Below are 12,359 nucleotides of genomic sequence, written 5' to 3'. Positions count from 1 at the left end.
ATGGAAAACAACCAGCCGATAATCATCAAGCGCGTCAAGCGCTTCGCTGCGGGGCACCACGGTGGCGCGTGGAAAATCGCCTTCGCCGACTTTGCGACGGCGATGATGGCGTTCTTCCTGGTGCTGTGGCTGATGTCTACCGCCACGCCGGAACAGAAGATCGCCATTGCTGGCTACTTCAAGGACCCGATTGGCTTCTCGGAGAGTGGCACGCCGTTCGTGATCGACCTGGGCGGCTCGCCGCAACTGGCGCCGGAGCGCACCATCAACCCGGAGGTCAAGACCGAAGCGCCGCAGGAGAATATTCCGATCGAGCGTGAGACGGTCGAATCCATGGCCGAGCAGGTCGAGCAGGAACGTCTTGAATTGTTGCTGCAAGAATTGCAGACCAAGGTCGAGGAAAACCCGCAACTGCTGAAGTTCAAGGACCAGATTTCGTTCGAGATCACCCCTGAAGGCCTGCGCATCCAGATCACCGACGCGGCCAACCGGCCCATGTTCGACTCCGGCAGTGCGCGCTTGAAGTCGTATTTCGAAGACATCCTGCTGGCCATGGCCGACACCATCAAGGCGGTGCCGAACAAGATCAGCATCAGCGGCCACACCGACGCCAAGCCTTACTCGGGCCAGGGCGACTTCGGCAACTGGGAGCTCTCGGCCAACCGCGCCAACGCCGCCCGCCGTGCGCTGGTAGCGGGCAGCTACCCGGACCCGCAAGTGGCGCGGGTGGTGGGGTTTGCATCGTCGCAGCTGTTTGATCACGAAGACCCGTTCAACCCGGTCAACCGCCGCATTGATATCGTGGTGCTGACCAAAAAGGCCCAGCGTGCGATTGAAGGCGACCAGCCTCCGGTTCCGCAACCGACGCCGGGCGCAGGTGCGCCGGGTGAAGTGCCGACCGATCCGAATGCGATTCCGCCAGGGCAGGAGCCGCTGCCGGCGCATGAGCTGCGCCAGAAGCTGAACTTGTTTGATGATGGTGGGGTGAAAGATCCTACGGCGCCTGGTACGGGCTCGTAGGAAACTAGCGGCACATCTCCAATGAAAACGCCCCGATGAGTCGGGGCGTTTTCATTTCTGGTTAGAGCGGGAGATAGGCTTTGACGCCGCTGATCACTCCTCGCATATCGTCAGAGCACAAGCGTGGTACGAAATACTCTCGCCCCTTGGACCGAGTTTTTCTGTGGAGCTTGCTTCGCCCCTCCTGCGCCGCTGGATCAACCCCTAAAGGGATCCAGACTCCTGCCAGCTTGCGCTGGTGACGGAGCGATTATGAGCATCAGGAGTTTCCAATTCAAGCTGGCTTGCGTCGAGGAGCCGCCCAGTTGTGCCGAATTCTTGATGTCAGCGCCCGTTAAATCAATGGACTAGGGCACTTCGTAGTGCCATTTATCTGTATCAAAAAATCGCACGTTAGTAACTGCTCTCCGGCAGGCTCGCAATAATCGACCGATAGCTGTTCATCCGCTGTTGCTGCACGCGGCCATCTTCAAGGGCCTTGAGCAGCGCACAGCCAGGCTCGCGGTCGTGCTTGCAGTCGCGGAAGCGGCAGGTGCCGATCAGGTCGTTGAATTCGATGAAGCCTGCTTCCACATCGCTGCGGCTGACGTGGCCGAGGCCGAATTCGCGGATGCCTGGGGAGTCGATCAGCTCGCCGCCACCGGGGAAGTGGAATAGCCGCGCGGTCGTGGTGGTGTGGGTGCCCTGGCCGGACAGTTCCGACAGCGGGCCCACGCGGGTATCGACTTCCGGCAGCAGGCTGTTGACCAGCGAGGATTTACCCACGCCCGACTGCCCGACGAACACGCTGATACGCCCGTCCAACTGCTGTTGCAGCTGTTCCATGCCGTTGCCGTGGTGGGCCGACACTTCCAGTACCGGGTACCCCAGGGTGCGATACACCGCCAGCAGCGCGTTGAGCGCCGGCGCGTTCTGCTCGTCGATCAGGTCGAATTTGTTCAGCAGCAACAGCGGGCGAATACCGGCATGCTCGGCGGCTACCAGGTAGCGATCGATCAAGTTGGCATGAGGCTCTGGCAGCGGCGCGAACACGATCACGATCATGTCGACGTTGGCCGCTACCGGCTTGAGCTGGCCGCGGCTGTCCGGGCGACGCAGTTCGGTGGTGCGCGGCAGTTGGGCGACGATCACGCCGATACCCTGGTTGCCGGCGCGCCACACGACTTTGTCGCCGGTGACCAGCGCCGGCAGGTTGGCGCGCAGGTGGCAGCGGAAAACCTGGCCGGCCAGTTCGCCTTCCAGCGCCTCGACTTCGACTTGTACGCCAAAGTGCGCGATCACCAGGCCCGTCTGTTCGGGGCCCAGGTCGCCGCCTTCAAGCGCTTCCACGGCGGAGGATTCACGTTTGGCGGCGCGGGCAGCGCGTTCACCCTGAATCTTTTCGATGCGCCAGTTTTGGCGACGATTGAGCTGGCGTTTGGCCATTGGTGTTCCGTGTCGATAATGCAAAGGTTGGGTAAAACGGTCGCGAGTCTAGCACGCCCCCGCCTGCTAAACTGCGCAGCTACGCCAAGGTGCCAAGAGAATCAAGCCATGCAAAACCCACAGAACCTGATTTGGATCGATCTGGAAATGACCGGTCTGGACCCCGACAACGATGTCATCATCGAGATGGCCACCATTGTCACCGACAGCAACCTCAATACCTTGGCCGAAGGTCCGGTGATCGCCATCCACCACAGCGACGAAGTGCTGGCGCGCATGGACGAGTGGAACACCCGCACCCACGGCAACTCCGGCCTGACCCAGCGCGTGCGTGACAGCCGCATCAGCATGTCTGAAGCCGAAGCCGAGACCATCGCCTTCCTGGAAGCGTGGGTGCCGAAGGGAAAGTCGCCGATCTGCGGTAACAGCATCTGCCAGGATCGCCGGTTCCTCTATACCCACATGAAGGGGCTGGAAAGCTACTTCCACTACCGCAACCTGGATGTGTCGACGCTCAAAGAGCTGGCGGCGCGTTGGGCGCCGGAAGTCAAAGACAGCTTCCATAAAGGCAGCACGCATCTGGCGCTGGATGATATTCGCGAGTCGATTGCCGAGTTGCAGCATTACCGCAAACATTTCATCAAGGCGTGATTGAGCGGGGCTTGGTCTGATGCTATCGGGGGCAAGCCCCCTCCCACAGTTGAATGTATTCACTAGTCCAAATGTGGGAGGGGGCTTGCCCCCGATGCAGGCGACTCGGTCTTTCGCCCAGCGCCCTCTTTTGGTGCCATCAGCAAATGATTAGACTGCCGGCCTAATCGCAAGGATCGCCATCATGTTGCTGATGCTCTACCTCATCGCCATCACCGCTGAAGCCATGACCGGCGCCTTGTCTGCCGGGCGGCGCGGCATGGACTGGTTTGGCGTGGTGCTCATCGCCTGTGTGACGGCGTTGGGCGGTGGCTCGGTGCGTGACGTGCTGCTGGGGCATTACCCGCTGACATGGGTCAAGCACCCGGAGTACCTGGTGCTCACCTCGATCGCGGCACTGGTGACGATCTTCATCGCCCCGTTGATGCGCCGCTTGCGCTCGCTGTTCCTGGCGCTGGACGCCGTGGGCCTGGTGGCCTTTACCCTGATCGGCTGCATGACCGCCCTGGAAATGGGCCACGGCATGCTGGTGGCTTCGGTCAGTGGCGTGATCACGGGTGTCTTTGGCGGCATCCTGCGGGACATCTTCTGCAACGACATCCCGCTCATCTTCCGGCGCGAGCTGTACGCCAGCGTGTCCTTCCTGGCGGCGTGGTTCTACATCCTGTGCCTTTACCTGGAATTGCCTGCCGACCAGTCCATCCTGCTGACGCTGTTCAGTGGTTTCCTGTTGCGCCTGCTGGCGATCCGTTTTCACTGGGAAATGCCCAAGTTCGTCTACAACGACGACGTGCATTAACGCGTGGCGTGCTGGTTCAGCGCCCATTCAACGTGTTCGCGCACCAGTTCCGAGGGGTAATCGCGCCGCGCCTTCAAGGCTTCCAGCACGGGAATACTGGATGGCGCGTTGCCCAGCCCCACCGCCAGGTTGCGCAACCAGCGCTCATAACCCGCCCGGCGCAGGGGTGAGCCTTCAGTGCTGCTGAGGAATTTATCCTCGTCCCACAGAAACAGTTCGGCCAGCTCGGCGTTGTCCAGATTGTGGCGTGGCTTGAAATCGCTTTCACCGGTAGGCCGGGCGAAACGATTCCACGGGCAAACGATCTGACAGTCATCGCAACCAAATACCCGATTGCCGATCAGTGGGCGCAAGTTCTCGGGAATCGCGTTCTTGAGCTCGATGGTGAGGTAGGAAATACAGCGTCGCGCGTCCAGCACATAGGGGCCGACGAAAGCATTGGTGGGGCATATGTCCAGGCAGGCGGTGCAGCGGCCGCAATGTTCGGTGCTGTGGGGGGCGTCTACCGGCAAGGGTAGGTCGACGAACAGTTCGCTGAGGAAGAAGTAGCTGCCGGCCTTGCGATTGAGTACCAGGGTGTTCTTGCCGATCCAGCCCAGTCCGGCCTGCTCGGCGATGGCTTTTTCCAGCACCGGCGCGCTGTCGACAAAGGCGCGAAAGCCGAACGGGCCGATCTGCGCCTGAATGCGATCGGCCAGTTGCTGCACGCGCTTGCGGATGAGCTTGTGGTAGTCACGGCCCAGGGCATAGCGGGAGATGTAGGCTTTTTCCGGTTGGGCGAGCAATTGGGCCATCTGGGTGTCGCCGGGCAGGTAGTCCATGCGCAGCGAGACCACGCGCAACGTGCCCGGTACCAGTTCGTCCGGATGGGAGCGTTTGCTGCCGTGGGCGCCCATGTAGTCCATCTCGCCGTGGTAGCCCGCATCGAGCCAACGCTGCAGGTGCTGCTCATGCTCGGCCAGGTCCAGGCCGCTGATGCCGACTTGTTGAAAGCCCAGCTCGCGGCCCCAGTCTTTGATCGATTGGGCGAGGGCGGGCAGATCGGAGGTAATAGCGGGCATGAGACACGGGAAACCACAGGTTAGATGGGTATAATTCTGCCAGACATCGGAGCTTGAAGACGCATGCCGCAGACAAAACACGCAATAACCGACGTACAGCCACTGTTGCACGGCCATTTGCCGCAACTGGCCGAACGTTCCCCGGATGCCCATAAAGGCCAGTTCGGTCAGCTGCTGGTGATCGGCGGCGACCGGGGCGTTGGCGGCGCCGCGCTGCTCAGCGCCGAAAGTGCGCTGCGCGGTGGTGCCGGCATGGTCTCCCTGGCGACGCGCCCGGAGCATGTGCCCGCCGCGTTGGCGCGCTTGCCGGAAGTCATGAGCCTGGGCGTGAGTTCAGCCAACCAACTGATGGGCCTGCTGGAAAAAATCTCGGTGATCGTCATCGGGCCGGGCCTGGGCGAAGCCGCCTGGGGCAAGAGCTTATTGTCCGTGGCGGCCAACGCCGGCCAGCCGCAAGTGTGGGACGCCGACGCGCTGAACCAGTTGGCCAAGGGCGGCGTGAGCCTGCCGGCCAACAGCGTGATCACCCCGCATCCGGGCGAGGCTGCACGGTTGCTGGGGATCTCGACAGCCGAGGTTCAGGCTGATCGGCTTAAGGTGGCGCGCGCGTTGAGCCAGACTTTCAATGCAGTGGCTATTCTCAAGGGCGCCGGCAGTTTGATTGCCAGTCCGGACGGACGTGTTTCCCGATGTGACCAAGGCCATCCGGCGATGGCCACGGCAGGCCTGGGCGATGTCCTCGCCGGGCTGGTGGGCGCCTTGCTCGCGCAGGGCATGCACGCCTACGAAGCCAGTTGCCTGGCCGTGTGGCTGCACGCGACGGCGGGCGATCGCCAGGGCACCTTTGGTCGCGGGCTGGCTGCCAGTGACCTGATACCTGCCATTCGTCAATTGCTCGAGGAACAGTCGCCGTGTCTGAAGTAATTCTGTTGCTGGCCGATGAAGAGGCCATGGTCGCTTTTGGCCACCGCATCGCCCAGGTCACGGATGGGGCGGGGCTGATCTTCCTTGAAGGTGACCTGGGCGCGGGCAAGACCACGCTGTCACGGGGAATCATCCGCGGTCTAGGCCATGCGGGGGCGGTAAAGAGTCCGACGTTTACGCTGGTAGAGCCTTACGAGATTGGTAGCGTGCGAGCGTTCCACTTCGACCTCTATCGCCTGGTGGATCCTGAAGAGCTGGAGTACATGGGCATCCGGGATTACTTCGATGAAGATGCGTTGTGCCTGATCGAGTGGCCAGATAAAGGCACAGGCTTTTTGCCAAAGCCGGACCTGACCATTACCATTACGCCGCATGACACAGGACGTCAGTTGCAGTTGTTGCCCCAGAGCGCGCGAGGCCAGTCGTGGTGCGCCGCTTTGGCACTGGAATTCAAATAATTGGTGGGGTTAGGTATGCGCTTTCGCGCGTTGGTTGCTGTCGTGGGGGTGTTGCTTGCGGCAATGACTGTCAATGCTCTGGCTGCTTCACAGGTAAAGAGTGTGCGCCTGTGGCGAGCGCCGGATAACACGCGACTGGTGTTCGACCTGTCTGGCCCGGTCCAGCACAGCGTCTTTACCTTGACGGCGCCTGATCGCCTGGTGATCGACATCAACGGTGCGACCCTGGCCGGGCCGTTGAACGTGTCCACCGCCAATACGCCCATCACCGCGATGCGTTCGGCCCAGCGCACGCCGACCGATCTGCGCGTGGTGATCGACCTGAAAAAGGTCGTGACCCCCAAAAGCTTCTCGCTGGCGCCCAACGCGCAGTACGGCAACCGGCTGGTGGTCGACCTGTTCGACAACGCCGCCGACGCCAACCCGCCGCCGGCACCGACGCCTAGCGTTGCGACGGTTCCCGCTGTGCCGGTCAACCCAGCGCAGCCGCAGGTCAAGTTGCCACCTCCGCCACCCGCGCCGGCTGGCAAACGCGACATTATCGTGGTGATCGACGCCGGCCACGGCGGTGAAGACCCGGGTGCCTCGGGCTCCCGTGGGCAGCACGAAAAAGACGTGGTACTGGCGATCGCCCGCGAGCTGCAACGCCAGGTCAACGCCATGAAAGGCTACCGCGCCGAGCTGACGCGTACCGGCGATTACTTCATTCCGTTGCGCGGCCGCACCGAGATCGCCCGCAAGAAGGGGGCCGACCTGTTCGTGTCGATTCACGCCGACGCCGCACCGTCCACCGCCGCGTTCGGCGCCTCGGTGTTTGCCCTGTCGGATCGCGGTGCCACGTCCGAGACCGCCCGTTGGCTGGCTGACAGTGAAAACCGTTCGGACTTGATCGGCGGTGCCGGCAACGTGTCCCTGGATGACAAGGACAAGATGCTGGCTGGCGTGCTGCTGGACCTATCGATGACCGCGTCGCTGACCTCCAGCCTGAACGTTGGCCAAAAGGTCTTGAGCAATATCGGCCGGGTGACCTCGCTGCACAAACAGCGCGTGGAGCAGGCCGGGTTCATGGTGTTGAAGTCGCCGGATATCCCGTCGATCCTCGTGGAAACCGGGTTTATCTCCAACGCCAACGAAGCCTCCAAGCTGGCGAGTGCCAGCCATCAACAGGCGCTGGCGCGCTCTATCAGCGCCGGCGTGCGGCAGTTCTTCCAGCAGAACCCACCGCCGGGTACCTACATCGCCTGGCTGCGCGACTCCGGCAAGATCGCCCAGGGGCCGCGCGACCACCGCGTACAGCCCGGCGACACCCTCGCCATGCTGGCGGTCCGTTTCCAGGTCTCGGCGGCTACCTTGCGCAGTGCCAACAACCTGAAGACCGATGAGTTGAAAGTCGGCCAGGTATTGAGCATTCCCGGCACTGAATTGGCGGCGCAGTAATGAGCGAGTCCCTCTTGAGCAACGGCTCGCGCATCGAACTCCTCAGCCCGCGCCTTGCCAACCAGATTGCCGCAGGCGAGGTGGTTGAGCGCCCGGCTTCGGTGATCAAGGAGTTGCTGGAAAACAGCCTCGACTCCGGTGCCAAGCGCATCGATGTCGATGTGGAACAGGGCGGCGTCAAGCTGCTGCGGGTACGGGATGATGGCAGTGGCATCTCTTCCGATGACCTGCCGCTGGCCCTGGCCCGTCACGCCACCAGCAAGATTCGCGACCTGGAAGACCTGGAGCGGGTGATGAGCCTGGGCTTTCGTGGTGAGGCCCTGGCTTCCATCAGCTCGGTGGCGCGCCTGACCCTGACCTCGCGCACCCGCAGCGCCGAACAGGCCTGGCAGGTGGAAACCGAAGGTCGCGACATGGCACCAAGGGTCCAGCCGGCCGCCCACCCGGTGGGCACCTCGGTGGAAGTGCGCGACCTGTTTTTCAACACCCCGGCGCGCCGCAAATTCCTCAAGGCTGAAAAAACCGAATTCGATCACCTGCAGGAAGTCATCAAGCGCCTGGCCCTGGCCCGCTTTGACGTGGCGTTCCACCTGCGGCACAACGGCAAGACCATCCTCAGCCTGCATGAAGCCAACGACGACGCTGCCCGTGCACGTCGTGTGTCGGCCATCTGCGGCGGCGGGTTCCTGGAGCAGGCGTTGCCGATTGAAATCGAGCGCAACGGCCTGCGCCTGTGGGGTTGGGTGGGTTTGCCAACGTTCTCCCGCAGTCAGGCGGACTTGCAATACTTCTTCGTCAACGGCCGTGCGGTGCGCGACAAACTGGTGGCCCACGCGGTGCGCCAGGCGTATCGCGACGTGTTGTTCAACGGTCGCCACCCCACCTTTGTGCTGTTCTTCGAGGTCGACCCGTCGGTGGTGGACGTCAACGTGCACCCGACCAAACACGAAGTGCGCTTCCGTGATGGGCGCATGGTGCATGATTTCCTCTACGGCACCCTGCACCGCACACTGGGCGATGTTCGCCCGGACGATCAGCTGTCTGCGCCGATCGTCACGGCGGTCGTGCGGCCAAGCGGGCCGGAGGCCGGTGAGTTCGGCCCCCAGGGCGAGATGAGCCTAGCCGGCAACCTGCTGCAATCGCCGCAGCCGCAACCCTCGTATGCCGCACCCGGTTCGGGTGCGGGCGCAGGTTATCAGTATCAGTACACCCCGCGTCCGCAATCGGCAGTGCCGGTGGCTGAAGCCCAGGCAGCCTATCGCGAGTTTTTTGCGCCGTTGCCGGGGGCTGAGGGTGCGGCGGTCGCGTTGCCGGAGGGGGGCGGTGATATTCCGCCGCTGGGCTACGCACTGGCGCAGCTCAAGGGTATCTACATCCTGGCGGAAAACGCCCACGGCCTGGTGCTGGTGGACATGCACGCCGCCCACGAGCGGATCATGTACGAACGCCTCAAGGTCGCCATGGCCAGCGAGGGCCTCAGCGGCCAGCCATTGCTGGTGCCCGAGTCCCTGGCGGTGAGCCAGCGTGAGGCCGATTGCGCCGAAGAGCATGTCAGCGTATTCCAGAAACTGGGCTTTGAGCTGCAGCGCCTGGGCCCGGAAACCCTGGCCATCCGCCAGATTCCCGCGCTGCTCAAACAGGCCGAAGCCAACCGCCTGGTGGCTGATGTACTCGCGGACCTGATGGAATACGGCACCAGTGACCGTATCCAGGCCCATATCAATGAACTGCTCGGCACCATGGCCTGTCACGGTGCGATCCGCGCCAATCGGCGCTTGGCCCTGCCGGAAATGAACGGTCTGCTGCGCGACATGGAAAACACCGAGCGCAGCGGCCAATGCAACCATGGCCGACCGACCTGGACCCAGATGGGCCTGGACGATCTGGACAAACTGTTCTTGCGCGGTCGCTGATGAGTGCCTTGCCCCCCGCGATTTTCCTGATGGGCCCCACGGCCGCTGGCAAGACCGACCTGGCCATCGAGCTGACCAAAGTGTTGCCCTGCGAGCTGATCAGCGTCGATTCGGCGCTGGTTTATCGGGACATGGATATCGGCACGGCCAAGCCTTCCAAGGCGCTGCTGGCTGAGTATCCGCACAAACTCATCGATATCATCGATCCGTCAGAGAGCTATTCGGCGGCAGACTTCCGCACCGACGCCCTGGCTGCGATGGCCGACATCACCGCACGGGGCAATATTCCCTTGCTGGTGGGCGGTACAATGCTCTATTACAAGGCTTTGCAGGAAGGTCTGGCAGACATGCCGCCAGCCGATGCCCAGGTGCGCGCCGAACTCGAAGAAGAGGCTGCACGCCTTGGCTGGCAAGCCCTGCACGACCAACTGGCGGCTGTGGACCCGGTGTCCGCCGCGCGCATTCACCCCAACGACCCCCAGCGCCTCACCCGGGCCCTGGAAGTCTGGCGTGTGAGTGGCCAGACCATGACTGAACATCGCCAGCGACAATCTGCGCAAAGTGCTGATGTAGGCGCATCTGGACAGTCACAATTGCCCTATACTGTGGCGAATCTGGCCATTGCCCCGGCGAATCGCCAGGTGTTGCACGAGCGAATTGCACAAAGATTCACAATTATGTTGGAACAGGGGTTTGTGGACGAGGTCGTAGCTCTGCGTTCAAGAGGTGACCTGCATCCGGGGCTGCCTTCGATACGTGCTGTAGGTTACCGCCAAGTCTGGGATCATCTGGATGGCAAGCTGACGTCAGCCGAAATGCAGGAGCGCGGCATCATCGCCACGCGCCAATTGGCGAAGCGCCAGTTCACCTGGTTGCGCAGCTGGAGCGATTTGCACTGGCTGGACAGCCTGGACAGCGACAATCTGTCACGCGCCTTGAAATACTTGGGAACGGTCTCCATATTGAGCTGAGTCCTTGCAATTGCCGTCTATCCTTGGGGGTGTGACGGCCATAAGCTATCTATTTTTCCGATTTTTTATTATTGATCCTTAAAGGAGTGCGACACATGTCAAAAGGGCATTCGCTACAAGACCCTTACCTGAATACTTTACGTAAAGAGAAAGTGGGGGTTTCCATCTACCTGGTCAACGGTATCAAGCTGCAAGGCACGATCGAGTCGTTCGACCAGTTCGTGATCCTGCTGAAAAACACCGTCAGCCAGATGGTTTACAAGCACGCTATCTCGACAGTGGTTCCAGTTCGTCCAATCCGCCTGCCTAGCGCTGCCGGTGACGATGTAGCTGACGCTGAGCCAGGTAACGCCTGATAGGAGTCTCCTTTGTTCTTTGAGCGCCACGGTGGTGGTGAGCGGGTAATTCTCGTTCACTTGGATGGACAGGACCCTGAGGCGCGCGAAGATCCGCAGGAGTTTCAGGAGTTGGCAAATTCGGCCGGCGCCGAGACCGTTGCGTTTTTTAACGTGCCGCGTCATCGGCCAACCGCCAAATACCTGATCGGCAGCGGCAAGGTCGAGGAACTGCGCGACCTGGTCCACGCCGAAGAAGCCGATCTGGTGATCTTCAATCACGTCCTCACGCCCAGTCAGGAACGTAACCTTGAACGTGTGTTCGAGTGTCGCGTGATCGACCGTACCGGCCTGATTCTCGATATTTTCGCCCAGCGCGCCCGTACCCATGAAGGCAAGCTCCAGGTTGAACTGGCCCAGCTTGACCACATGAGCACACGCCTGGTTCGCGGCTGGACTCACCTTGAGCGTCAGGGTGGCGGTATCGGCATGCGTGGCCCGGGTGAAACCCAGCTCGAAACCGACCGGCGCCTGCTGCGGGTTCGCCTGCGCCAGATCAAGGGTCGCCTGGAAAAAGTGCGCAGCCAGCGTGAGCAATCGCGCCGTGGCCGTTCCCGTGCGGATATCCCTACCGTGTCCCTGGTGGGCTATACCAACGCCGGCAAGTCCACGCTGTTCAACAACGTCACCAAGTCTGACGTCTACGCGGCCGACCAACTGTTCGCCACCCTCGATCCGACCCTGCGCCGCCTGGACCTGGCCGACCTGGGGCCGATCGTGCTGGCCGACACCGTGGGCTTCATTCGGCACTTGCCCCACAAGCTGGTCGAGGCATTTCGGTCTACGCTCGAAGAGTCGAGCAATTCCGACTTGCTGTTGCACGTGATCGATGCGGCTGAACCGGATCGCATGTTGCAGATTGAACAGGTGATGTTGGTGCTGGGCGAGATTGGTGCCCAGGACTTGCCGATCCTCGAGGTCTATAACAAACTCGATTTGCTTGAAGGCGTTGAGCCACAAATCCAGCGCGACGAGAACGGCAGGCCCCAACGGGTATGGCTGTCAGCGCGCGATGGCAGTGGCTTGGAACTGCTCGAACAAGCCATCTCCGAGTTACTCGGCGGCGATTTGTTCGTCGGAACCTTGCGCTTGCCGCAGCGTTTTGCTCGACTGCGTGCACAGTTCTTCGAACTGGGCGCGGTACAGAAAGAAGAACACGACGAAGAAGGTGTCAGCTTGCTGGCCGTTCGATTGCCGCGTGCGGAGCTGAATCGGCTGGTCAGCCGTGAAGGCGTTGTTCCGACAGAGTTCATCGAACAACACACTTTGCAATAAAAGCCTCCGAAAGCGGTTGTGCCGCAGTAG

Annotated in this window: 12 protein-coding genes; 10 read left to right on the top strand and 2 right to left on the bottom strand. The window is 61.8% G+C overall.

The window, feature by feature from the left end; genetic code table 11:
• Positions 1 to 1,020, top strand: coding sequence for a flagellar motor protein MotB (gene motB, locus CQ041_RS11780; RefSeq protein WP_105522007.1), 1,020 nt, complete (start codon positions 1 to 3; stop codon positions 1,018 to 1,020).
• A 393-nt stretch (positions 1,021 to 1,413) separates the two neighbouring features.
• On the opposite strand, the gene rsgA is transcribed toward motB, so the two are convergent.
• Entirely contained in the window at positions 1,414 to 2,445 is a 1,032-nt protein-coding gene (gene rsgA, locus CQ041_RS11775; protein ID WP_017734951.1) for a small ribosomal subunit biogenesis GTPase RsgA, read from the bottom strand.
• Between the two features lie 108 nt (positions 2,446 to 2,553).
• On the opposite strand from rsgA, the gene orn reads away from it, so the two are divergent.
• Together orn and CQ041_RS11765 are read left to right on the top strand one after the other, a co-directional pair.
• A complete protein-coding gene (orn, locus tag CQ041_RS11770; RefSeq protein WP_105522006.1) occupies positions 2,554 to 3,096 on the top strand; it encodes an oligoribonuclease in 543 nt (180 codons plus the stop codon).
• Positions 3,097 to 3,277: 181 nt separating this feature from the next.
• Positions 3,278 to 3,895 carry a trimeric intracellular cation channel family protein gene (locus CQ041_RS11765; protein WP_177429386.1) on the top strand — a complete coding sequence of 206 codons (618 nt, stop codon included), beginning with the start codon at positions 3,278 to 3,280 and terminating at the stop codon, positions 3,893 to 3,895.
• Here the strand turns inward: CQ041_RS11765 and queG are convergent.
• Entirely contained in the window at positions 3,892 to 4,956 is a 1,065-nt protein-coding gene (gene queG, locus CQ041_RS11760) for a tRNA epoxyqueuosine(34) reductase QueG (protein ID WP_105522004.1), read from the bottom strand. The genes CQ041_RS11765 and queG overlap by 4 nt on opposite strands.
• 63 nt (positions 4,957 to 5,019) lie before the next feature.
• Between queG and CQ041_RS11755 the strand changes: the two genes are divergently transcribed.
• From CQ041_RS11755 to hflX, 7 genes are all read left to right on the top strand, one after another.
• Positions 5,020 to 5,880 carry an NAD(P)H-hydrate dehydratase gene (locus CQ041_RS11755; protein ID WP_105522003.1) on the top strand — a complete coding sequence of 287 codons (861 nt, stop codon included), beginning with the start codon at positions 5,020 to 5,022 and terminating at the stop codon, positions 5,878 to 5,880.
• Positions 5,868 to 6,338 (top strand): tRNA (adenosine(37)-N6)-threonylcarbamoyltransferase complex ATPase subunit type 1 TsaE, encoded by a 471-nt coding sequence (gene tsaE / locus CQ041_RS11750; protein ID WP_105522002.1) that lies wholly within the window; start codon positions 5,868 to 5,870, stop codon positions 6,336 to 6,338. The genes CQ041_RS11755 and tsaE overlap by 13 nt, the downstream gene beginning before the upstream one ends.
• Positions 6,339 to 6,353: 15 nt before the next feature.
• Entirely contained in the window at positions 6,354 to 7,775 is a 1,422-nt protein-coding gene (locus CQ041_RS11745) for an N-acetylmuramoyl-L-alanine amidase (RefSeq protein WP_105522001.1), read from the top strand.
• 14 nt (positions 7,776 to 7,789) lie between these two features.
• The gene (gene mutL / locus CQ041_RS11740; RefSeq protein WP_163002064.1) at positions 7,790 to 9,688 is read left to right on the top strand and encodes a DNA mismatch repair endonuclease MutL; all 1,899 of its coding nucleotides are present in this window, start codon (positions 7,790 to 7,792) and stop codon (positions 9,686 to 9,688) included.
• On the top strand, positions 9,688 to 10,659 hold the full coding sequence (miaA, locus tag CQ041_RS11735) for a tRNA (adenosine(37)-N6)-dimethylallyltransferase MiaA (protein WP_105521999.1): 972 nt from the start codon (positions 9,688 to 9,690) through the stop codon (positions 10,657 to 10,659). Before mutL ends, miaA begins: the two co-directional genes overlap by 1 nt.
• Positions 10,660 to 10,754: 95 nt before the next feature.
• Positions 10,755 to 11,015 (top strand): RNA chaperone Hfq, encoded by a 261-nt coding sequence (gene hfq, locus CQ041_RS11730; protein WP_034105706.1) that lies wholly within the window; start codon positions 10,755 to 10,757, stop codon positions 11,013 to 11,015.
• 12 nt (positions 11,016 to 11,027) lie between these two features.
• Positions 11,028 to 12,329, top strand: a complete 1,302-nt coding sequence (hflX, locus tag CQ041_RS11725) for a ribosome rescue GTPase HflX (protein ID WP_105521998.1) — start codon at positions 11,028 to 11,030, stop codon at positions 12,327 to 12,329.
• The last annotated feature ends 30 nt before the right edge of the window (positions 12,330 to 12,359 follow it).

Origin of the sequence: Pseudomonas sp. MYb60 (assembly GCF_002979555.1) — a bacterium.
Classification (GTDB): Bacteria; Pseudomonadota; Gammaproteobacteria; order Pseudomonadales; family Pseudomonadaceae; genus Aquipseudomonas.
Note: the sequence above shows the minus strand (reverse complement) of the source record. Positions and strands in the feature narration are given on the sequence as shown.